We start from the raw sequence: 20,745 nt of genomic DNA on the forward strand, positions 1-20,745 counted from the left end.
CATGACACGTGGCGAAAGCGTCTTTCACCGCGTGAGATGCGGGCAAGGCCCCCTTCGCCGGTACGGTGGCGGACGTGGGAAGTCCCGGGTGACGGAAGTCGACGCGTGTCGCGAGGTACTGCGCGAGCTGGCCATCGGCAGGCTCGCCGGACGTGACGTCCGCACCTCCCACCTGGTCGAGGCCGGTCTGGACGCGATCGTCGCCGGACTCGACACCCCTTCCCTCGCCCTGCTCGCCGGGCTCGAATCCTCCGCCGAAGACGCCGTCGACAAGGCGTTCACCCAGGTCGTCGACGAACTCGAGCTCGAACTGCCCGCCGATCCGACGGCCGCCCGCTGGTCGCTGATCCACGGCTGGCTGACCGCGATGGTCGAGGGCCGTCTCTCGCCCGCGGCCGGCGGCGCGCTGGTCAGCGAGGTCGGCGAGCTGCTCGGGTCTCCGTCGTCGCTGCGCGGGATCACGCGCTGGTCGGCGATGCTCGACAGCTGGATCCCGACCGACCTCACCCCGAGGGACGTCTGCGAGGTGCCGATCCTCGAGGAGTCGGCCGAACTGCTCGAAGGCCCGTGGCCTCCTTCCCCACGTCACCCGTAAAGCCCCGTTTTCTGTCGTACATGTGTTCTAAAATGGTCGTTGTACAGCAGGAACAGCGGCGAAAGGCAGACACGGATGGCCTACATCACCCTGCCCACGTTCGTGGGGTACAGCACGAGCTCGGGTCCCTCGCGTTCCTCGTTCGTCCGGCGCTGGCGCCGTCAGTACGAGGACCCGGCCCGGGGCGGGTTCAACTTCTACCTCCGCGCCGCGAACGCGATCCGTGCCGGACGGATCTCGGGGCGGGATCGCGAGGTACTGCGGGCGCTGGTCGAGAACGCGGACGAGCGCACGCGGCCGCACTACACCGAGATCGCCGAGGGCTGGCTGCGCTACGTGGGGCGGCGTGACCTGCGGCTCGCCGAGGTCGGCCGGTCACGATGGCGGCTCGGCGCCCTCGAAGTGGGCATCAACCCGCACCTCGGCCTGCGGAAAGGCGACGGCCCCGTCTACGCGACCTGGCTCTACTTCAAGGAGGAGCCGTTGAGCCGGGACGCGGCGCAGATGGTGCTGTGGCTGCTCGAACAGACCATGGACGACCTGCGGCCGGGTGGGCGCCCGCTGGTGATCGACGTCCGCCGGTCGAAGGAATTCGCGTTGTCACCGCGAGACCGCGACAAGGTGAAGCCGTGGGTCCGGAGTGAGGCTTCGGCCTTCATGAGCCTTTGGGAGGCGGCCGCATGATCGAACGACGGCGAGCCCGCCGTTTGGCGGGCTCGCCGTTCACGCACCGTCATTCTCACGGTTCCGGTGGCGGCGCAAGACACCTGATCAGGTGACAGTTTCGCGGAGTATGCCCACGAGCTGGACAACTCAGGCCCTGAACACGAAGCTTTCCCAGTCTTAACCGGCCGAACCACCGAGGGTCGCTCGTGAACAACGCTTGGGAAGCCATCTCCAGGGTCGCAGATGAGCCCGCTTGGTACTGGGTCTACGACAAGCTCGCGTTCTGGCCGAGCACCTACGCGCACGCTTGGCCCGGTTTCCGTGAACCGGCTCCCTCCGTCGCGTGGGATCTCGCGCCCGGCGGCCTCGACCGTGCGTCGGCCGAGTTCCGGCTCGGCCCGTACGCCGTCGAGCAGAACGACGTCGCCCGTGTCGCGCTCTCGGCACTGAAGGACTGCGTCGCCGAGGACGAGTGGGTCTGGGTGCTGCACTGGCAGCACCAGTCGTACCGCTTCTACCCGCATCGGCACGCCGCGCTCGACCCGTGGCCGGTCCCGGTGTTCCCGCGCACGGACTATCACATGTTCCTCGCGAACGACTTCCGCTTCGGCACGCTCGGGCACCCCTGGGAACGGACCCTGTGCGTCTACGGCGAGAAGCTCATGCCCGCCTTCGAGAAGCACGGCGAGCAGGTCTTCAAGAACGCCCTGCGCCGTAACGGGGCACCGGCCGCGATGGCGGGCTGACCACCGTCCGGCGAGCGGACCTGCCTAAACTGAGGCGGGTGTTCGAATACCACGGGTGGGTGACCATCCAAGCGAGCCCTTCCGGCGACGACGACGCGGCGCTGCTCGAGCGCATCGTCGAGCGGGTGCATCGCGCCGTCCGGGACTTCGACGACGGCGATCTGGTGGACCTGCGCTGGGCCGCCGGGGTGCCGGTGCTGCACCTGGGCGGCATGGACAAGCACGGCACGACGATCGGGCCCGAGCTGGTGGACCTGTTCACCCGCGTCGGCGACCTCGCACCCGGCTCCTACGGTCTCCTGCACGTCTGGGACGACCAGGACCCCGAGCATGACAACGAGTTCAAGGTGTACCGGATGGCCCGCGGCCTGGTCACCGAACGCGGCGACGACCACCTGTCCCCGGTCGCCCCGACCGTGCTGGACGGCTACGAGTTCTGAGCCCTCTGCCTGCTGCCTTCGAGGACGATCGGACAAGTGGGTGACCAGCATGCGGCATGACGACTCATGTGCTCTTTGCGGTACCGATCGAAAGCGCTCGGTGGCCGGAATTCCGCAGGCTGTGCGTCTGATATCCGACATTGGAGACCATGGCTACCATAAAGTCGGAGTCTTCTCGGAAGATGCCGATGAGCCGGACTTCAGCTATACGACCGGGCTCGAACACTCGCTGGGGCATCCCGAGTTCTTGGTCGTGGGGCTCGAAATCTCGACAGAGTTCGCGATCATCGACAATCTGGTCGCACTGGTGAGAGCCGGTGCAGAGTTCGGGAACATGAGCCGATCGGATTCTGTTCTGGAAGGCAAGAAAGTCTGCTTCCGTTCCTTGGCCAAGAATCTCTATTCGGAGTATGTGCAGCAGGCCGTGAACTTCTATCGGGGGGAAGATTTTTCGGTACTGGTGGTGTGTCTGCCCGACGAGAATGGACTGTTCCCGTCCGGGCCGCCGATCGCGGACGACCACGAGTTCTGAATCGCAACCCTTCTTGAGTAGCCGTACTCAAGACATCATGAGGTGCCCGGCGCGACCTTGGTACCCATGACGAAAACCTCCGCTGCGCCGCCCACCACCGTCGCCTTCTTCGTCCAGGCCGCTCTGTCGTTCGGTCTGGCGTTGCTAGCGGTCGTCGTCGGCATCTGGTACCTGCCCGTCGACGGCTGGGTCCGCGGCTTCCTCGCCCTCGGCATGCTCTTCCTGACGACGTCGGCGTTCACGCTCGCCAAGTGCATCCGTGACCGGCAGGACGAGAACTCCGTCGTCGGCAGGGTCGATCAGGCCCGCGTCGACAAACTCCTCGCCGAGCACGACCCGTTCAAAGCGGCCTAGCCCTTCCCGGCGTCCTTCAACGTCGTGATGCGGTGGTAGGTGCCGTCGAGATAGGCGAGGACGACCGCGTCCTTGACCTCGGGGGCCGCGACGGCCTGCCAGCCGGAACGGCCGGTGCCCTTCATGAACTGCGAGATGTCGTCGCGGGGGAGGCCGACCGTGCCGCCGCCGACGATCTTGCCCGCGCCGTCCGCGATCAGGATGCATTGGGCCTGCCTGCCGCCGATGAGCGCCCAGCCGTCGATCTGCTTGTCCCCGGTCACGGTTACGGCGTCGACGGCGCCGGCGGTGTCCTTGGTGCCGTAGCCGGGGCCCTTGAGCTCGACGGCCTTGGCGAGGTCGACGGTCGTCCCGAGTTCCGGTCCGCCCGCGCCGCACCCCAGGGTGAAGTCGGGGGTGAACGGGTAGATGCCCATGGCCCGTTCCTGGTCGAGGAAGTCGGTGTAGGCGTACATCTTGGTGATCACCGAGCCCGCGTTGACCTGCATCGCCACCCCGAGGACGGGCTGGTACGCGTAGCGGTAGCGGGTCGCCCCCGCGGCCGTGTTCCCGATCGCGTAGACGCACAGCGCCATGACCAGCGCCAGCGGGATCGCCTTGAGCCGCACCGCCCGCGGGCCGCGGGTCACGAGCAGGACGAGGACCGCGCACACGCCCAGCAGCCCGATCCCGACGTAGCGGGAGGACATGCCTTCGGTGGCGTTGTAGCCGCCCCGGCTGACGCCGATCATCGCGCCGTTCAGCGTCACCTGGGCGGCGAGCCCGAACCAGCCCGCGACGGCCGCGACCGGCGCCGGGCCGTCAGGGACGCCGGTGAAGTCCTCGGTCTTGGCCGCGAGCCGCTGCTTCACGGCCGCCACGATCAGGACACCGAAGAGGCCGACGGTCAGCGCGCCCGCGAGGAACGCGAGATCGGGGGATTTGCTGGACCAGGACTGGCCGATGGTGCTGGTCATCGCGCCGAGGTAGGTGTCGGCGCCGACGACATTCGGCTTCTGGTAGCTCGGCGGCCACGGCGCGACGCGCCAGAGGATGAAGACGACGAGGCCGAGGCCGAGCGGCAGGGCGGTCTTGACGCGGCTCTCGCCGCGAAGCCAGAGGACGAGCGCGAGGACGATCCAGACCGGGAAGGCCACCCCGTGCCCGAGGCTGCCCATGAAGGCGAAGAGGAACGCGGGGACGAGCTTGCCGTGGTGCGCGAAGGCGATCGCGATGACGGCGGGGGCGAGTCCGAGGAGCCACTGGACGCCCATCATGCCGTCGCCGAAGTATTCGACCGTGCCCGCGGAGAACACCAGGCCGGAGAGTCCGGCGACGACGCCGGCGCGGCGCAGGCCGGTGAGGGTGCGGGGCAGCATGCTCCACAGCGCGGCGAACATGCCGGCGGCGAGGACGACGCTGAGGAAGCCGAGCGGGGGCTGCGTCCCGGCGAACAGTTTCGCGTCGAGCCAGAAGACGAGGCCGACCAGCACGATCGGGTGTTCGTGATAGAGGTGGAACAGCTGGGCGACGTCGAGCTTGCCGTTCGTGTCGGCGACCAGGCCGAGGACGACCCAATAGTCGGCGTGGTTGATCTTGGGGGCGCGGACGACCTCGGCGATCGACAGCACGATCGGTACCGCGGTCAGTGCCCAGAGCGCCCAGTAGGGAAGTCTGTCGAGCAGGCCTCGTTTCGCGGGCTTGCCGGGCTCAGGTGCCCGCTGCTCGGCTTCGATGGTCGCGACGGGTCCGCCGTCGCGCGCGCTCTCGCTCATCCGTCTTTCCCCACCTCGAAGATCCGGTCCACAAGGTACCGAACGCCCAGGTGACGGCCGTCGTCAGCGGGTCGACATATGCACAAATCCGAATTACTACGGTCGTGTGACCCCGCTCACCGATCATGTAGCACGTAGTAACCATCAAGATCAGAGACCACAGCGAAGAAAACCCAAAAAACCCCACGGGCAAAAGTACCCACCCGAGAAGGTGAGGTGGAGGCACCGTGGGGGTCCGGGGGCTCGGCCCCCGGGAATTATGGTGAGCAGGCCCCGGTCCAGGTGTTCCCTGGACACACTACGCCCGCATGCGAGCGGATGACGGGATTCGAACCCGCGACCCTCACCTTGGCAAGGTGATGCGCTACCAGCTGCGCTACATCCGCATGTGACTCTCTGCTTCAGCACTCGTTTGAAGCAGTGGAACAACCATACACCGACCGTCTGTAGCGGTTTTGACCCACCCCTCCAGGTGCTTCGGTGTCACACCTGGCGTACAAGGGGTGACGACGGCTGCATACCTCCGTATGGTGTCCCCATTCGACCGAATGGTGAGTCCTTCGGGGAGGAGGTGCCTGGCCGGATGACCGAGCAGGGCACGGTGCCGCTTCAGGCGGCCTCGGAATCCGACGAGCAGGCATTGCTCCAGCGGCTCCGTGATGGGGAGGACGCCGCCTTCGGGGAGCTTTTCGAACTTCACGCCGCGGCGGTGCGGCGGTTGGCGCGCAGTCTGGCCTCCGATCGGTCGGAGGCGGAGGACATCACGGCCGAGACCTTCTTCCGGGTGCTTCAGGCGTTGCGCCGGGGTGCGGGGCCGCGGGATTACGTGCGGGCGTATCTGCTGACGGTGGCCCGCCGGGTTTCGTGGGAGTGGCACGGGGCGCGTCGTGATGTGCCGGTGAGCGACGACGAGCTGACTTTCCGGGCCGGGGCGGGGGCGGACACGCATGCCCGTACGGCCGAGCATTCGCTGATCACGACCGCTTTCACGAGTTTGCCGGAGCGCTGGCGTTCGGTGTTGTGGCAGACGGAGGTCGAGGGCGAGCAGCCGGCGATGGTCGCGCCGCATTTCGGGTTGAGCGCGAACGCGACGGCGGCTTTGGCGCGGCGGGCGCGGCAGGGGCTGCGGGCGGCGTATCTGCAGGCGCATCTGTCGGTGAACCGCGGGCCGGATTCGTGTCGTGCGGTGGTGGAGAAGCTGGGCGGGTTCACCGCGGGCAGTGTCACCGGGGCCGAGGCTCGCCGGATCAAGACCCATCTGATCGCGTGCCAGTCCTGCCGGGCGACGCACGACGAGCTGCGTGACGTCTGTTCCTCGCTGCGGGCGCACGCCGGGGTGGTGGCGCTGCTGGTGCCGGCGGCCGTCGGGGCCCACGCGAGCGGGGCACTGTCCGGGTTCGCGGCTTCCGTCAAGGGTCTTCTGCTCGGGTCGAAGGTGAAGGTCGGTCTGGCGGTGGCGTCGACGGCCGCCGCGGGCGCGGTCGGGATCGTGGCCGGTCCGGCCGTGTTCGGTACCGATGTCTCCCACACCGTCGGCCTGTCCGGGGGTGGGCTGCCGGAGCTGGCGTTGCTGCCGGCGCAGGTCGCCCCGCCCGCGCACGATCAGCCGATCGAGATCCCGCCGCAGCGGATCGCCGAGGACAAGCTGCACGGCAAGGGTTCCCAGCCGTCCGAGACCGGGCGGGGGCCGAGTGCCGAGCTCGGCGTGTCCGACATGCCGAGCCTGCCCGGTGTGGGCACGCCGCGGAAGGAGCTGGGTGGCGGGGACGTCGCGCGGCCGCCGTCGGAGTCCGAGGGCAAGCCGTTGCAGGAGACCTCGCCGCGGAACGAGGTCCCTCCGGACACGGGCACGAACCAGACCACCTCGAAGCGGGACGACATTCCGCCGGAATCGCTCAACCCGACCGAAGAGTCGCTGAGCCCGACCACGACGACGACGCGGGACTCCACCGAGGCGGACACACCGGAGTCGACGACTGACCCGGAAGGGTCTTCTTCACCGGTGACGGGCACTCCCGAAAGCACGACCGGGACGTCGTCCGATCAGCCGTCGGAGGACGAGCCGAGCCCGGTGAAGCCCACTTCTCACTATCCGGAACCGGGTGTCGACTACCCGACGTGCCCATAACGCCCGAGCGGGCATATCGCCCCCGAACTCTCGCGAATCCGGCCGCCATCACGGTACGGTGGAACTCGCTCACGACGAGCGAGCGGCCGCGCGGGAGGCGACTGAATGAACCGGCTGGTGCACGGCGAGGACGGCCGTGACTGGGTGGTCCGAGCCCAGATGGAATGGCGTGCTCCCGCGACTGCGGACGATTTCGAGCACGACGTGGCGGGCAGCTATGGCCCGGGTATCGCGATGATCGCCGTGACGGCGCTGCTCGCGATCGTGCTCATCATGTGGACACCCGCCGACGTGATGATCCCGTCCTGGGTTCCGCTGGCGCTGTTGCTGATCGCGTTGTTCTTCCCGCTGCGGTGGATCCTGCGCCGTCCGTGGACCGTGGTCGCCGAGACCGAGGGCGATCTGGCGGGCGACAGGCCGTCCGAGCGCTGGGTGGGCACCATCCGCGGCATGTTCACCGTGCGCGGCGAGGTCTCGAAGATCACCAAGACCATCCAGAAGCACTCGCTGCCGGATTTCGACGGCCCGTTGCACCCGGTGGAGTAGTCGCGGCGGCCTGAACGCGCGAGACTGGGGCCATGCCCGAGTTACCCGAGGTCGAAGCGCTCGCTCACCACCTGCGTGAACACGCGGTGGGCAAGACGGTCTTCCGTGTCGACGTGTCGTCTCTCAGCGTGCTGAAGACGGCGACACCGCCGTGGACCGAGCTGCACGGCCGCGAGGTCACCGGGGCCGGCCGGTTCGGCAAGCACCTCGACCTCGTCGCCGGGGATCTCCATCTGGTCGTCCACCTGGCGAGGGCGGGCTGGCTGCGCTGGTCCGACGCGTTGTCGCCGACGCCGCTCAAACCCGGAAAGGGCCCGATCTCGCTGCGCGTCCACCTCGACGCGGCCGCCGGACCGGGCTTCGACCTCACCGAGGCCGGTACGAAGAAGGGCCTGGCGGTCTGGATCGTGCGTGACCCGGAGAAGGAGGTCGCCAGTATCGCGCGGCTCGGGCCGGACGCGCTTTCGCTGGACCGCACGGGGCTCGAAAAGCTGTTCGCCGGGCGCACCGAGCGGCTGAAGACGGCGCTGACCGATCAGTCGCTGATCGCCGGGATCGGCAACGCCTACTCCGACGAGATCATGCACAGGGCGAAGCTTTCCCCTTACGCCACAACCGGAAAGCTGTCCGAAGGGGCGCTCGACGGGCTTTCGGAGGCGATCCGCGAAGTGCTGACCAGTGCCGTGACGCGCTCGGTCGGCCAGTCCGCGGCCCGGCTCAAGGGCGAGAAGCGGTCCGGGCTGCGGGTGCACGCGCGGACCGGGCTGCCGTGCCCGGTCTGCGGTGACACGATCCGCGAGATCTCGTTCGCGGACAAGTCCTTCCAGTACTGCCCGACCTGCCAGACCGGCGGGAAACCCCTCGCGGACCGGCGGATGTCGCGCCTGCTGAAGTGACCCGCCACCCCGCATTTCGTCCTCTGGATGCGGTACTTGCGCACGCAAGTACCGCATCCAGAGGACGAAATGCGGGGATCAGCAGAGGGCGGCGGCGACCGCGGGAAGCGAGCTGCGCGGCAGCGGGTTCTCGTGTGCCACATCCTTCGCCAGGTCGTACACGTTGAGCGCCAGCACGATCTGCTTCGAGCCGTCCTCGGTGCTCATCGAGACGCTGTAGAACCCCGGCCCGGCTCCGGTGTTGCCCCAGACCGTCTTCGGCCCACCCGGACAGGGCAGGTTGAGCGTCTCGACGCCGGCGCCGTACGCCCCGAACTCGCCGGACGGCACGAGCCGCTCGAGTTCGGCCTGCTGCGCGGGCTCCAGCAGGTGTCCTGCCAGCAGCGCGCGATGGAACGTCGCGAGATCGTCGACGGTCGAGACCATCGCGCCCGCGGTCCAGTCGTACGACGGGCTGAACACGGTCATGTCCTGCCCGCTCAGGTCGTATCCGTGCAGATGCGGGCCGCGCAGGAACGGCGACCGCAGCGGAAAGGACGTCCGGCCGAGGCCGAGCGGATCGAGGATCCGCCGCTGGATCTCCTCGCGGACATCGTTGTGCGTGACCTTCTCGATCACCTTGCCCAGCAACAGATAGCCCGTGTTCGAGTAGTCCGTCTCCGTGCCGGGCGCGAACGACGGCGGATCGATCAGCGACCGCCGGATCACCTCGGACGGCGGGTAGACGTACGCCCGGTTCCCCCGCACGAGGTACGGGTCGAAGAAGTGCGGATCCAGCGGATCGTGCACGCCGCTCGTGTGGTTCAGCAGCATGCGCAAGGTGATCTTTCCCGGCTCGTAGCCCGGTCCACGCACGACACCGGGCAGCCGTCGCTCGATCGAATCGTCGAGCGAAAGCGCGCCTTCGCCCGCGAGCTGCAGGACGACCGTGGCGACGAACGCCTTGGTGTTGCTGGCGATCCGGAACCGGTGATGCGGCCCCGCGGCTTCGCGTGTGGCCGGGTTCGCGTACCCGGCGCCGAAGCGCGAGACCGCCTCACCGTTCCGGACGAAGGCGACCGCTCCCGGGAAACCCCCTTCGGCGACCAGGTCCCCGACAGCCGCGCGCACCGGATCCCCGGCCGCGGCCGCCGTCCCCGCCGACGCGCCCGTCAGCAGGACCCCCGCCAGCACGCCCGCCGCGAGTTTCCCCGATCCGCGCATTGTGTTCCTCCCCCGGAAGCGATTGCCTGCGGACAGTCTTCTCCGCGCCACGGGGAGTGACCATGGGGAGAACACCCCGGTCTTGGGTAGGGTCGGCCCCACCCTCGGTTGTCACAACTCAACGGAAAGTGGGGAGCAAACCTTGCACCCGGTTGGTCGAGCGCAGAGCATGGACGCCGTGTCCGGGCTCGAGATCGCGCAGATCATCCCGTGGGGTGTGGCGCTGCTGCTCGCGATCCTCGTCGTCGTCCTGCTGATCAAGCTGAGGCGTCCCGCGAGCATCGTCGAGAACGCCGTCCTGCAGGCCGTCCACCGGATGTCGAAGGCGACACCGGACCTCCGCGAGGGGCTGGACGAACAGGTCGCCGACAAGATCACCAGCCAGCTGCTGGAGATGCTCGACTGCGTCGCCGTCGGCATCACCGACAGCGAGGGCACGCTGCTGTCGTGGGACGGCGAGGCCAACGACCACTACGTCGACCTCGTCGACGCCATCGGCAACGCGATCCGCAAGCACCGCCGCGAGGTCGTCGCGCACGACAAGATGCCGTGCAACCACCGCGGCACCTGCCGGATGCGGACCGCGGTGATCGTCCCGCTGATCGTCGAAGGCGAGACCGAGGCGGCGCTGCTGGTCGTCGGGCGCACGCGCGGGCGGCTGGTGCAGATGGCCGACGCGGTCGCGCAGTTCGTCTGCACCCAGTTCGAGCTCGCGCGCCTGGACGAATCGAAGAACCAGCTTCAGCAGGCGGAGATCAAGGCGCTGCGCGCGCAGATCTCGCCGCACTTCGTCTACAACGCGCTCAACACCATCTCGTCGCTGATCCGGACAGACCCGGAGGAAGCGCGAGAGCTGCTTCAGGACTTCGCGGACTTCACGCGCTACTCGTTCCGGACGTCGGGCATGTTCACCTCGCTCGCCGAGGAACTGCGCAACATCGACCGGTACCTGACCATCGAGAACGCCCGGTTCGGCGGACGGCTCGAAGTGCGGATGAAGATCGCGCCCGAGGTGCTTTCGGTGGTCGTCCCGTTCCTGATCATCCAGCCGCTGGTGGAGAACGCGGTCAAACACGGTCTCGCGTCGAAGCCTTCGGGCGGCTGCGTCACGGTGATCGCGGAGGACTACGGCGCCGAGGCGCTGATCAGCGTCGAGGACGACGGCATCGGCATGGAGCCGGCCAAGCTCGCGGACCTCCGCAGCCAGCACCGCACGGGCGCGCACGTCGGCCTCGGCAACATCAACCAGCGGATGCAGCAGGTGTTCGGCCGCGACTACGCGCTCATGGTCGAGACGGCGCCCGGCGCCGGCATGAAGGTGACCCTGCGGGTGCCGAAGTTCATGCCCGGCGTGCGGCCGAACCTGCCGGACTTCTCCGCCGACAGCGCCGCCGTCCCGCCCCAGGGCGGCTCGAACGAGTCCAGCGGGGTGAGCGGTTCGCGCAGCGGCGTGCTGCCCTCCTGAACGTCGGTAACCTGGGGGTATGAGCGTTGCGGACAAGCTGACCTCCCGTCTCCCGATGATCGGCGAACGGGGTGAGCGCAAGGACGTCGTCGCCGTGGTCAAGCTGCACGGGGTGATCACGCCGACCCCCTCACCCCTGGCCAGGGGGTCGATCAACCTCGCCGCCGTCGAATCGGCGCTGACCCGCGCGTTCGCGCACGAGCGGCTGAAGGCCGTCGCGTTGCAGATCAACTCGCCGGGCGGGGCGCCGACGCAGTCGGGCCTGGTCGCGGAGCGGATCCGCCAGCTCGCCGACGAGAAGAACGTGCCGGTCCTGGCCTTCGCCGAGGACGTCGCCGCGTCCGGCGGGTACTGGCTGGCCTGCGCCGCCGACGAGATCTACGCGCATCGGACGTCGATGGTCGGTTCCATCGGCGTGATCAGCGGCGGGTTCGGGTTCACCGGCCTGCTGGAGCGGTTCGGCATCGAGCGGCGGCTGCACACCGCGGGCGCCAACAAGTCCCGGCTCGACCCGTTCAGCCCGGAGAAGCCGGAAGACGTCGAGTGGCTGAAGAAGATGCACGGCCAGCTCCACGACCTGTTCGTCGACTGGGTCACCGAACGCCGGGGCGAGCGGCTGTCCGGGTCCGACGACCTGTTCAACGGGGACGTCTGGCTGGGCGCCCGCGCGGTCGAACTCGGCCTGATCGACGGCGTCGGCAGTCTGCGCCAGGTGATCACCGAGCGGTACCCGGACGCCGAGATCTCGGTCGCCGAACCGAAGAAGCCGCTGCTGGCGCGGCTCGGCATCGGCGCCCCGGCCGCGGCGAGCGCGCTGCTCGATGCCGTCCAGCACAAGGCCGCCTGGAGCCGCTTCGGCCTCTGACCCCACGCGCAATGAAGGGGCCTTTCATCGCAAAATTTGCGATGAAAGGCCCCTTCATTGCGCGTGCGGCCGCGTGGGGTTCACCCGAATGGTGGTAGGCCTAGGTGGTTCAGACCAGGTCTCATATCGGACATACCGCTTTGTTGTGAACGGCAACAAACCTCGACAGCGTTGACGAGGAGGTCCGATGTCCGTGAATTATCCCCGCCGGAACACGAGCCGGAGCCGCTGGAAGACCGCGCTCGGTTCCGCGCTCGGCGCGGCCTTGCTGGCCGTCCCCCTGGCCTTCCCGGCGGCCGCCGCCGTCCCGCCCCCGCCGTCCGGCTGGACCACCGTGTTCACCGACGACTTCACCGGTGCGGCCGGTTCGCTCCCCTCGAACGAGAACTGGATCATCGACACCGGCCACGCGTATCCCGGCGGCCCGGCCAACTGGGGCACCGGCGAGATCCAGAACTACACGGCCGACCCCGCCAACCTCGCCCAGGACGGTTCCGGCAACCTGCGGATCACGCCGCTGCGTGACGGCGCGGGCAACTGGACGTCGGCGCGGATCGAGACTCAGCGGGCGAATTTCAAACCGCCGCAGGGCGGCGCGCTCCGCATCGAAGGCCGCGTCCAGATGCCGAACGTCACCGGCGGCGCGGCACTCGGCTACTGGCCCGCGTTCTGGGCGCTCGGCTCGCCGTATCGCGGCAACTACTGGAACTGGCCCGCCGTCGGCGAGTTCGACATCATGGAGAACGTCAACGGGATCAATTCGGTCTGGGGCGTGCTGCACTGCGGCGTCAACCCCGGCGGCCCGTGCAACGAGACCACCGGTCTCGTCGGCAGCCGGGCCTGCCCCGGCGCGAGCTGCCAGAGCGCGTTCCACACTTACACGTTCGAATGGGACACGAGCGTCAGTCCCAACGTGTTCCGCTGGCTGGTCGACGGCCAGCAGTTCCATGCGGTCGCCCAGAATCAGGTCGACGCGACCACCTGGGCGAACATGACCAACCACGCGGGCTATTTCGTGCTGCTCAACCTCGCGATCGGCGGGGCGTTCCCGAACAACAACTCGGGCACCACGACGCCAGGACCCGGGATCGCGCCGGGACACCCGATGCTCGTCGACTACGTCACCGTCCTGACCCGCGGCGCCTGAACGCCGACCGGTTTCCTTCACCCGGTGAAGGGAGAGATGTGGCACGGCGAGGCGGTTCGTGTCACCGGAAAAGATGACGGCACCGGCCACCCCGGGCGCGGGGGTGCCGGTGCCGTCCTTTTCGTTCGACTTTCGTGAAGCGGGCTGGACAAGGAACCCGGCAATGGGCAGGATGCGTCTCACTGTGAGTGCTCACGATGACACCCGGAAGCTCATTGTCCTGGCGGTGGACGATGAGCCCAAAGGGCTAGACGAACTCGTCCACTGTCTCCGGAACAGTCCGCACGTCGCCCTGGTCTACCCGGCCATCGACGCTTCGGAGGCGCTGCGCCTGCTGTCCGCCGACGACCCGAGGCTGGCCGATCGCAAGGCCCGGGGCCTGCCGATCGTGGACGCGGTGTTCGCCGACATCGACATGCCCGGCCTGTCCGGAATGGAGATGTCCCGCGTGTTCGCCGCGCTGCGCCCGTCGCCGGCGCTGGTGTTCGTGACCGGGCACGCGGAAGAGGCGGTCAACGCCTTCGACCTCGGCGCGCTCGACTATGTGCTCAAGCCGTACCAACAGGATCGGCTCGACCGTGCGATCACCCGCGTGATCGACAAACTCGCCGCGAACGCCGCCCCGCAGTACGGTCAGGAGGGCGGTCCGGGGCTGGTCAAGAACGACGACGAGGTCATCCCGGTCGAACTCGCCGGCACCACGAAGCTGATCCCGCGTTCTTCGGTCCGCTGGGTCGAGGCACAGGGTGACTACGCCCGGCTGTTCACCACCGACGGCAGCCACCTGGTCCGCATTCCGCTCGCCCAGCTCGAAGAACGCTGGGAGAAGGCGGGTTTCGTCCGGATCCACCGGTCGTTCCTGGTCTCGCTGCCGCTGATCACCGAGCTGCGCATGGGCCAGGGCGGCTATCAGGTCGTGATCGGCAACGAGGAGAAGGTGCTGCCGGTGAGCCGCCGCCACACGCGGGCGCTCAAGGACCGGCTGGTCGGCGCCAACCGGTCGACGTAGCGGCGTATGACCGACGACTTCTACCGGCGGGTCAACGGGGTTCGCGAACCGGACCCGACGCTCGGCAAGGGCAGGACCAAAAAACCCGCGCCGCCCGAGGGCGCCGCCGTCGAGCCCGTGCCCGGCGCGCCCACCGGTCCGAAGCACGAACAGGCCAAACCCGAACATCACGCGAAACCCAAGCGGCAGCGGGTGATCCTCGCCGATCCGAGACAGGCCACGAGCACCCTCAGGTCCCGGGTCGAACTCGAAGAACAGACCAGCTGGGGAAAACTCCTGGTCCGGGATCTGGTGAAGATCCAGCTGCGGACGGCCTCCCTGCTGGCGCTACTGGTGATGGTCACGTTGTGTTCACTTCCGGTGCTCTTCTACCTGATCCCGTCCTTCGGACGAGTGATCGTCGTGGGCATTCCGTTGCCGTGGTTGATCCTCGGGGTGGCGCCCTTTCCGTTCCTGTTCGGCATCGGGCTCTGGTACAACCGGCTCGCCGAACGTCATGAACGCGACTTCGTTGACATGATCGAGAACTGATTGCGGAGCTGCACATGCGAGGATCCCACCTGTGCAGCTGAATCCGTGGGCCATGGCCGGCATCGTGCTGGTGGCGGTCCTGACCTTCTACCTGGGACATCGCTCCTCCCGGTCGGCCGTCAGCACGCACGATTTCCTCGTCGCCCGGCGCACCGTGCGTTCCCGGCGCAACGCCGCCGCGATCTCCGGTGAGTACCTGTCCGCCGCCTCGTTCATGGGTGTCGCCGGCATCGTGCTCAAGGACGGCGCCGACGCGCTGTGGTTCCCGATCGGTTTCACCGCGGGCTATCTCGCGCTGATGCTGTTCGTCGCCGCGCCGCTGCGGCGGTCCGGCGCGTACACGCTGCCGGACTTCGTCGAGATGCGGCTGGGTTCGACGATGCTGCGCCGGGTTTCGACGGCGTTCGTGGTGTTCATCGGGATCCTCTACATGGTCCCGCAGCTGCAGGGCGCCGGGCTGACGCTGGCGACCATCCTGCCGGTGCCCGCCTGGGCGGGCGCGATCCTGGTGACCTGCGTGGTCGGGTTCAACGTGATCGCGGGCGGGATGCGGGCCATCACCGTCGTCCAGGCCTTCCAGTACTGGCTGAAACTGTTCGCCATCGCGGTGCCGACGTTCATCCTGTGCATCGTGTTCCTCGGCGCCGGCCCGCCGGGCGGCGCGCGCCCGCTGGGACAGCCCGCCCCGCCGGCGTTCCCCGAGAACACCACGGTCTCGGTGCAGGCCGACGTCACGCTGAAGGTCACTTCGGTGACCGTTCTGGAGGCGTACGGCCAGGTGGAAGGCGCGCGGGCCAACGGTTTCGCGGTGTGGACGCCGGAGGCCGGGCACAAGGTCGCCAAGGGCACGACGCTGAAGTTCACCGCGGGCACCCCGGTCCCGGTGGTCAGCGACGCGCCCACGTCCAACGGCGACTGGCTGCGGCCGAGTTCGGGCAGTCTCACCGATCTGCTGCAGGTCTATTCGCTGATCCTCGCGACCTTCCTCGGCACCATGGGGTTGCCGCACGTCCTGGTCCGCTTCTACACCAACCCCGACGGCAAGGCCGCGCGCCGCACGACGGTGCACGTCCTCCTCCTGCTCGGGCTGTTCTACCTGTTTCCGACGCTGCTGGGCGCGCTGTCGCGGATGTACGTCCCGGAACTGCTGGTGACCGGGAAGACCGACGCCGCCGTGCTGCTGCTGCCGTCCGCGGTCCTCCCCGGGATCGGGGGGCAGATCCTGGGCGCGGTGACCGCGGCCGGTGCCTTCGCGGCGTTCCTGTCGAGTTCCTCCGGGCTGCTGGTGAGCGTGGCCGGGGTGGTGTCCACCGACGTGCTGCCCGGCCGGGTCCGCGATTTCCGGCTGGCGACACTGATCGTGGCGCTGATCCCGGTCGCGCTGGCGGTCCTGCTGCCGTCGGAGGACCTCTCGCTTTCGGTCGGGATGTCGTTCGCGCTGGCCGCTTCGACGTTCAGCCCGCTGCTCCTGCTCGGGGTCTGGTGGCGCAAGCTCAGCTGGCCGGGCGCGCTGGCCGGGATGCTCGTCGGCGGCGGCCTGGTGCTGACCGCGCTGGTGGTCAACATCGTCAGCAAGTACACCGGCGGCTGGGCGCCGTGGTTCTCGAACCAGCCCGCGCTGATCACCGTGCCGGCGGCGTTCCTGACCACCTACGTGGTGAGCCGCGCGACCGGGTACGGACGGCCGGACGACGTCCACGGCGTCATGCTTCGGCTGCACGCGCCCGATCCGCTCGGGTTCATGCGCGATCGCGCGGTCGCCCGGTTCGGGCAGGCCGAAGAGAAGACGCGGACCACCGGTAAGGGACGCCACCGCAAGTAAAGTCACTCTTTCGAGGTTCGACTCTCTACGCAGAGTCGTCCCGTTCACTCAAATGGATTGCCCCTCTCGCGCTCCATGAGGGGCATGATCTTCCGTGACATCGAAATCACCGGATGGTGCGGTAGATGGGAGGTCCGAAGTGAGTGATACCGATCAAGGCCTCGGGTCCGATCCGGAATCCGACTGGGAAAAAGTGCAGGCCGGTCCGGAATTCACCGAGTTGCGACGACGGCTCCGGGTATTCGTTTTCCCGGTCTCGGCCCTGTTCCTCCTCTGGTATCTGCTCTACGTGCTCCTCGCCGACTACGCGACCGGGTTCATGAGCACCAAGCTCTTCGGCAACATCACCGTCGGCCTGGTCTTCGGGTTGCTGCAGTTCGTGTCCACCTTCGTCATCACCGGCCTTTATGTCCGGTACGCGAACCGAAAGCTTGATCCGCTCGCCGACAAGATCCGGCACGAGATCGAGGGGACCGAACGGTGAAAACGCTGGCAGCGGGCGTCCAGGGCAGTAATCCGGCGCTCAACATCACCATTTTCGCGGTGTTCGTCGCGATCACGCTGGTGATCGTTTTCCGGGCGAGCCGGAATACGAAGACCGCGTCCGACTACTACGCCGCCGGACGCGCGTTCACCGGGCCGCAGAACGGGATCGCGATCTCCGGCGACTACCTTTCCGCGGCGTCTTTCCTGGGTATCGCCGGTGCGATCGCGATCAACGGGTACGACGGTTTCCTCTATTCGATCGGGTTCCTCGTCGCGTGGCTGGTGGCGTTGCTGCTGGTCGCGGAACTGCTGCGCAACACCGGCAAGTTCACCATGGGCGACGTGCTCGCGTTCCGGATGAAGCAGCGCCCGGTCCGCGCGGCGGCCGCGATCTCCACGCTCGCCGTCTCGTTCTTCTACCTGCTCGCGCAGATGGCGGGGGCGGGCGGCCTGGTGAACCTGCTGCTCGGCATCGAAGGGAACCTCGGCCAGGACCTGGTGATCGCCGTCGTCGGCGTGATCATGATCCTGTACGTGCTGATCGGCGGGATGAAGGGCACCACCTGGGTCCAGATCATCAAAGCCGTCCTGCTCATCGCGGGCGCGTTCGCGATGACGCTGTGGGTGCTCGGGAAGTACGGCTTCAACCTCTCCAACCTGTTCCAGGCGGCCGTCGACAAGGGCGGCAAGGCGGGGGAGGCGCTGCTCGGACCGGGCAAGCAGTACGGGAAGACCGGCACGACGAAGCTCGACTTCCTGTCGCTCGGCATCGCGCTGGTCCTCGGGACCGCGGGCCTGCCGCACGTGCTCATGCGCTTCTACACGGTGCCGACCGCGAAGGACGCGCGCCGTTCGGTGGTCTGGGCGATCGCGCTGATCGGCATCTTCTACCTGTTCACGCTGGTGCTCGGCTACGGCGCGGGCGCGCTCGTCGGCCCGGACGTGATCGCGAAGGCGCCGGGGACGACCAACTCGGCGGCGCCGCTGCTGGCACTCGAACTGGGCGGCCCGGTGCTGCTCGGGTTCATCGCGGCGGTGGCGTTCGCGACGATCCTCGCGGTGGTCGCGGGCCTGACCATCACGGCGTCGGCGTCCTTCGCGCACGACGTCTACGCCAACGTGATCAAGAGGGGCAAGACCGACCCCGACAGCGAGGTCCGCGTCGCGCGGATCACCGCGCTGGTGATCGGGGCGCTCGCGATCGTCGGCGGGATCCTCGCGAAGAACCAGAACGTGGCGTTCCTGGTGGCACTGGCGTTCGCGGTGGCGGCGTCGGCGAACCTGCCGACGATCCTGTACTCGCTGTTCTGGAAGCGGTTCAACACCCAGGGCGCGCTGTGGAGCATCTACGGCGGGCTGATCGTGTGCGTCATCCTGATCATCTTCTCGCCCGCGGTCTCGGGTAAGCCCGTCGACGCCAAGACCGGGAAGAGCGCCTCGATGATCCAGGGCGTCGACTTCCACTGGTTCCCGCTCGACAACCCCGGCATCGTCTCGATCCCGGTCGCGTTCTTCCTCGGCTGGCTCGGCACCGTGCTCTCGAAGGACCACGACCAGAAGAAGTACGCGGAGATGGAGGTTCGTTCCCTCACCGGCGCCGGGGCGGAAAAAGCCGTTCAGCATTGAGTTGTTCTTCACGCGCGCGCAACGGGCCGGGATGCGAGGATGGAACGGTGGTGAGCCCTGCTGACATCCCGACCGTCGCCGTCCGTGATCTGCCCAAGGACGGTGTCGCGCTGCTCGACGTCCGTGAGGACGACGAGTGGGCCGCCGGGCACGCGCCGGGCGCCAAGCACATCCCGATGGGTGAACTGCCCGCGCGGGTCGGCGAACTCGACGACCTGCCCGACGACCAGCCGGTCTACGTGATCTGCCGCAGCGGCGGCCGGTCCGCCCGCGCCGCCGCGTGGCTCAACGCGAGCGGCTGGGACGCGGTGAACGTCGCCGGCGGGATGGGTTCCTGGAACCAGGAGGGGCGCCCGATGGTCGGCGACCATCCCGGCGTCGACCCCGAAGTGCTGTAACCGTGCAGCCAGGCCACTACCCGCCGAGAACCCCGGTGCCGCCGGTGCGTCCGGCGCCGATGCAGCAGCCGCGGCCCCAGCCGGCGCGTTATCGCGTCCGCTGGGTCGCTTCGCCGCCTCCCGGCGCCTGGCCGCGGCGGCGTGAACCCGTGGCCGAGCGCTACTCCGGTCCGCCGTCCTACCCGGTCCCGCCGCGCTGGGGCTTCCCGAACCTGGTCTGGCGCCGCCCGACCGCGGTCCCCGGGACGGCGTCCGGCGAGGTCACCGCCGGGGAACGGCTGCGGGTCATCACGCGCAGTCTCCTGCCGGTGCTGTGGACCTTCGCCGCGCTCGCCGTCATCGCGTCGGCCGCGGAGATCTGGCGCTACGTCCTGCTCGTGCAGAGCCGCGACTCCGCGCTGTCGACGTCCGTCGTGTCGGTGTCCGACAGCTTCGTGATCACCGCGGGCCTGCTCACGACGATTCTTTCGCTGCTGCCTTCCGGGCTCACCGTGTGGTGGCTGCTCGTGGCCAGGCACGCCGCCGCGGACGCCTCCGGCGAGGTCCCGCCGAGGCGGCTGTGGCATGTCCTGGTGTTCGTGCTGGTGCCGGTGGTGAACCTGATCATGGTGCTGCCGATCGTCGCCGAACTCGAACACGCCGTCCTGCGCCGGACCCGGGAAACGCGGCCGAAGCCGTCACGGCTCGTGCTGGCCTGGTGGGGCGTCTGGGCGCTCAACTGGGTGCTGCTCGCGCTCGTCATCGTGTGGCGGTTCCGTGACGGCGTCCAGGCGCTGGCCGACGGCGTCGTGCTGATCGCGCTGACCGATCTGGCGGCGGCCGGGCTGGCGGTGGTGACGGCGCTGCTCGTGAAGCGCATGTCCGGTCTGCTCGCGCCTGTGGCTGAGAAGCGCCTTCGCCTGCTTCGCGTGCTGAAGGTGGAGGGCGCTCCGGACCCGGAACGCCGCGACCGCCCCGCTTCCTCAGTGCGCTGACGCAACTTTTCCACCAACTGTTGAATGCGGATCTACGCACTCCTCCGAAGGCTGATCGGTCTGTAACATGGGGCATGAGCAGCGAGCAGCAGAAGTACGACCTGCCTGCCGGGGAGGCCGGCCGGGCCAGGTCTGCTGTGCTCGGTCTGTACAAGCCGTCCGCTACGGCGCGTTTTTCACCTGGGATGAAAACGAGGCTCGCCGGCCACGGAATCCGCAGGCCTGAGCCGGTCGCGGACGAGACGTCGAAGCCGTACTCGCCGCCGTCGTTCCTGGGGATGTTCGATCTTCCCGCCGACGCGTCCGAGCGCGTGAAGGCCGTGGTGCGCGGCCAGGATGTCGCCTGAGTTCACGACGGGGACAAGCGAAAATCGATGGCACGTCCGATCGTGGTGGACGCGGCGGTCGTGGCCACCGCGGAAAGGCTGAAGACGGTCGAGGTGGCGACGGTGGACCGTCGGCATTTCGAGCACATCAAGCCGGTGCACGTCTCCCACTTCACGCTCTACCCCGCCGCCTCTGCCCGCTGACCTGCGGACTTGCGCGCCGGGAGAGCAAGGGA

Annotated in this window: 23 protein-coding genes and 1 tRNA gene; 21 read left to right on the plus strand and 3 right to left on the minus strand. The window is 68.3% G+C overall.

Annotated features, from left to right (window positions below; all coding sequences use genetic code 11):
- The first annotated feature begins 88 nt into the window (after nucleotides 1–88).
- From IE302_RS19245 to IE302_RS19270, 6 genes are all read left to right on the plus strand, one after another.
- Nucleotides 89–595: a hypothetical protein gene (locus IE302_RS19245; RefSeq protein WP_191255889.1), complete on the plus strand. Its 507-nt coding sequence runs from the start codon at nucleotides 89–91 to the stop codon at nucleotides 593–595.
- Nucleotides 596–670: 75 nt separating this feature from the next.
- Nucleotides 671–1,279 (plus strand): hypothetical protein, encoded by a 609-nt coding sequence (locus IE302_RS19250; RefSeq protein WP_191255890.1) that lies wholly within the window; start codon nucleotides 671–673, stop codon nucleotides 1,277–1,279.
- A 188-nt stretch (nucleotides 1,280–1,467) separates the two neighbouring features.
- Entirely contained in the window at nucleotides 1,468–2,007 is a 540-nt protein-coding gene (locus tag IE302_RS19255) for a DUF2716 domain-containing protein (protein WP_191255891.1), read from the plus strand.
- Between the two features lie 38 nt (nucleotides 2,008–2,045).
- Entirely contained in the window at nucleotides 2,046–2,447 is a 402-nt protein-coding gene (locus IE302_RS19260; protein ID WP_191255892.1) for an immunity 7 family protein, read from the plus strand.
- Nucleotides 2,448–2,496: 49 nt separating this feature from the next.
- Nucleotides 2,497–2,979 (plus strand): DUF4262 domain-containing protein, encoded by a 483-nt coding sequence (locus IE302_RS19265; RefSeq protein WP_191255893.1) that lies wholly within the window; start codon nucleotides 2,497–2,499, stop codon nucleotides 2,977–2,979.
- A gap of 66 nt (nucleotides 2,980–3,045) precedes the next feature.
- The gene (locus IE302_RS19270) at nucleotides 3,046–3,333 is read left to right on the plus strand and encodes a YiaA/YiaB family inner membrane protein (protein ID WP_005161591.1); all 288 of its coding nucleotides are present in this window, start codon (nucleotides 3,046–3,048) and stop codon (nucleotides 3,331–3,333) included.
- Here IE302_RS19270 and IE302_RS19275 read toward each other — a convergent pair.
- Complete coding sequence (locus IE302_RS19275) at nucleotides 3,330–5,087, minus strand: hypothetical protein (protein WP_191255894.1); 1,758 nt, start codon at nucleotides 5,085–5,087, stop codon at nucleotides 3,330–3,332. The genes IE302_RS19270 and IE302_RS19275 overlap by 4 nt on opposite strands.
- Before the next feature lie 313 nt (nucleotides 5,088–5,400).
- Nucleotides 5,401–5,473, minus strand: a tRNA-Gly gene (locus tag IE302_RS19280).
- Nucleotides 5,474–5,670: 197 nt separating this feature from the next.
- Here IE302_RS19280 and IE302_RS19285 point away from each other — a divergent pair.
- The 3 genes from IE302_RS19285 (at nucleotide 5,671) to IE302_RS19295 (ending at nucleotide 8,657) form a co-directional block, all read left to right on the plus strand.
- The gene (locus tag IE302_RS19285) at nucleotides 5,671–7,215 is read left to right on the plus strand and encodes an RNA polymerase sigma factor (RefSeq protein ID WP_191255895.1); all 1,545 of its coding nucleotides are present in this window, start codon (nucleotides 5,671–5,673) and stop codon (nucleotides 7,213–7,215) included.
- 105 nt (nucleotides 7,216–7,320) lie between these two features.
- Entirely contained in the window at nucleotides 7,321–7,761 is a 441-nt protein-coding gene (locus IE302_RS19290) for a hypothetical protein (protein WP_005161585.1), read from the plus strand.
- 32 nt (nucleotides 7,762–7,793) lie between these two features.
- Nucleotides 7,794–8,657: an Fpg/Nei family DNA glycosylase gene (locus IE302_RS19295; RefSeq protein WP_191255896.1), complete on the plus strand. Its 864-nt coding sequence runs from the start codon at nucleotides 7,794–7,796 to the stop codon at nucleotides 8,655–8,657.
- Nucleotides 8,658–8,735: 78 nt separating this feature from the next.
- Here IE302_RS19295 and IE302_RS19300 read toward each other — a convergent pair whose 3' ends face one another.
- Nucleotides 8,736–9,860, minus strand: a complete 1,125-nt coding sequence (locus IE302_RS19300) for a serine hydrolase domain-containing protein (RefSeq protein WP_191255897.1) — start codon at nucleotides 9,858–9,860, stop codon at nucleotides 8,736–8,738.
- Between the two features lie 169 nt (nucleotides 9,861–10,029).
- Here IE302_RS19300 and IE302_RS19305 point away from each other — a divergent pair, with 169 nt between their 5' ends.
- The 12 genes from IE302_RS19305 to IE302_RS19360 all read left to right on the plus strand — a co-directional run bounded on the left by IE302_RS19305 (nucleotide 10,030) and on the right by IE302_RS19360 (nucleotide 20,713).
- Nucleotides 10,030–11,325, plus strand: coding sequence for a histidine kinase (locus tag IE302_RS19305; RefSeq protein ID WP_191255898.1), 1,296 nt, complete (start codon nucleotides 10,030–10,032; stop codon nucleotides 11,323–11,325).
- A gap of 19 nt (nucleotides 11,326–11,344) precedes the next feature.
- Nucleotides 11,345–12,190, plus strand: coding sequence for a S49 family peptidase (locus IE302_RS19310; RefSeq protein WP_191255899.1), 846 nt, complete (start codon nucleotides 11,345–11,347; stop codon nucleotides 12,188–12,190).
- Nucleotides 12,191–12,377: 187 nt separating this feature from the next.
- The gene (locus tag IE302_RS19315; protein ID WP_229907849.1) at nucleotides 12,378–13,337 is read left to right on the plus strand and encodes a glycoside hydrolase family 16 protein; all 960 of its coding nucleotides are present in this window, start codon (nucleotides 12,378–12,380) and stop codon (nucleotides 13,335–13,337) included.
- A gap of 172 nt (nucleotides 13,338–13,509) precedes the next feature.
- Nucleotides 13,510–14,346 (plus strand): LytR/AlgR family response regulator transcription factor, encoded by an 837-nt coding sequence (locus IE302_RS19320; RefSeq protein WP_191256295.1) that lies wholly within the window; start codon nucleotides 13,510–13,512, stop codon nucleotides 14,344–14,346.
- 6 nt (nucleotides 14,347–14,352) lie between these two features.
- Nucleotides 14,353–14,877, plus strand: a complete 525-nt coding sequence (locus IE302_RS19325; RefSeq protein WP_191255900.1) for a hypothetical protein — start codon at nucleotides 14,353–14,355, stop codon at nucleotides 14,875–14,877.
- Nucleotides 14,878–14,908: 31 nt separating this feature from the next.
- Entirely contained in the window at nucleotides 14,909–16,699 is a 1,791-nt protein-coding gene (locus IE302_RS19330; RefSeq protein ID WP_191255901.1) for a sodium/solute symporter, read from the plus strand.
- A 139-nt stretch (nucleotides 16,700–16,838) separates the two neighbouring features.
- A complete protein-coding gene (locus IE302_RS19335) occupies nucleotides 16,839–17,183 on the plus strand; it encodes a DUF485 domain-containing protein (RefSeq protein WP_191255902.1) in 345 nt (114 codons plus the stop codon).
- On the plus strand, nucleotides 17,180–18,811 hold the full coding sequence (locus tag IE302_RS19340) for a monocarboxylic acid transporter (RefSeq protein ID WP_191255903.1): 1,632 nt from the start codon (nucleotides 17,180–17,182) through the stop codon (nucleotides 18,809–18,811). Before IE302_RS19335 ends, IE302_RS19340 begins: the two co-directional genes overlap by 4 nt.
- Nucleotides 18,812–18,858: 47 nt before the next feature.
- On the plus strand, nucleotides 18,859–19,209 hold the full coding sequence (locus IE302_RS19345; protein WP_191255904.1) for a rhodanese-like domain-containing protein: 351 nt from the start codon (nucleotides 18,859–18,861) through the stop codon (nucleotides 19,207–19,209).
- Between the two features lie 35 nt (nucleotides 19,210–19,244).
- A complete protein-coding gene (locus IE302_RS19350) occupies nucleotides 19,245–20,183 on the plus strand; it encodes a DUF4328 domain-containing protein (protein ID WP_191256296.1) in 939 nt (312 codons plus the stop codon).
- A gap of 74 nt (nucleotides 20,184–20,257) precedes the next feature.
- A complete protein-coding gene (locus IE302_RS19355) occupies nucleotides 20,258–20,530 on the plus strand; it encodes a hypothetical protein (RefSeq protein WP_191255905.1) in 273 nt (90 codons plus the stop codon).
- Between the two features lie 27 nt (nucleotides 20,531–20,557).
- Nucleotides 20,558–20,713 (plus strand): hypothetical protein, encoded by a 156-nt coding sequence (locus IE302_RS19360; protein WP_191256329.1) that lies wholly within the window; start codon nucleotides 20,558–20,560, stop codon nucleotides 20,711–20,713.
- The last annotated feature ends 32 nt before the right edge of the window (nucleotides 20,714–20,745 follow it).

Origin of the sequence: Amycolatopsis oliviviridis, from assembly GCF_014654365.1 — a bacterium.
GTDB lineage: Bacteria > Actinomycetota > Actinomycetes > Mycobacteriales > Pseudonocardiaceae > Amycolatopsis > Amycolatopsis oliviviridis.

Bases quoted from the DNA above. Each gene is read 5' to 3' on its own strand.
- IE302_RS19250 (WP_191255890.1), top strand. From the start codon at position 671: ATGGCCTACATCACCCTGCCCACGTTCGTGGGGTACAGCACGAGCTCG.
- IE302_RS19265 (WP_191255893.1), top strand. From the start codon at position 2,497: ATGCGGCATGACGACTCATGTGCTCTTTGCGGTACCGATCGAAAGCGC.
- IE302_RS19270 (WP_005161591.1), top strand. From the start codon at position 3,046: ATGACGAAAACCTCCGCTGCGCCGCCCACCACCGTCGCCTTCTTCGTC.
- IE302_RS19275 (WP_191255894.1), bottom strand. From the start codon at position 5,087: ATGAGCGAGAGCGCGCGCGACGGCGGACCCGTCGCGACCATCGAAGCC.
- IE302_RS19285 (WP_191255895.1), top strand. From the start codon at position 5,671: ATGACCGAGCAGGGCACGGTGCCGCTTCAGGCGGCCTCGGAATCCGAC.
- IE302_RS19290 (WP_005161585.1), top strand. From the start codon at position 7,321: ATGAACCGGCTGGTGCACGGCGAGGACGGCCGTGACTGGGTGGTCCGA.
- IE302_RS19295 (WP_191255896.1), top strand. From the start codon at position 7,794: ATGCCCGAGTTACCCGAGGTCGAAGCGCTCGCTCACCACCTGCGTGAA.
- IE302_RS19300 (WP_191255897.1), bottom strand. From the start codon at position 9,860: ATGCGCGGATCGGGGAAACTCGCGGCGGGCGTGCTGGCGGGGGTCCTG.
- IE302_RS19305 (WP_191255898.1), top strand. From the start codon at position 10,030: ATGGACGCCGTGTCCGGGCTCGAGATCGCGCAGATCATCCCGTGGGGT.
- IE302_RS19310 (WP_191255899.1), top strand. From the start codon at position 11,345: ATGAGCGTTGCGGACAAGCTGACCTCCCGTCTCCCGATGATCGGCGAA.
- IE302_RS19315 (WP_229907849.1), top strand. From the start codon at position 12,378: ATGTCCGTGAATTATCCCCGCCGGAACACGAGCCGGAGCCGCTGGAAG.
- IE302_RS19320 (WP_191256295.1), top strand. From the start codon at position 13,510: ATGCGTCTCACTGTGAGTGCTCACGATGACACCCGGAAGCTCATTGTC.
- IE302_RS19325 (WP_191255900.1), top strand. From the start codon at position 14,353: ATGACCGACGACTTCTACCGGCGGGTCAACGGGGTTCGCGAACCGGAC.
- IE302_RS19355 (WP_191255905.1), top strand. From the start codon at position 20,258: ATGAGCAGCGAGCAGCAGAAGTACGACCTGCCTGCCGGGGAGGCCGGC.
- IE302_RS19360 (WP_191256329.1), top strand. From the start codon at position 20,558: ATGGCACGTCCGATCGTGGTGGACGCGGCGGTCGTGGCCACCGCGGAA.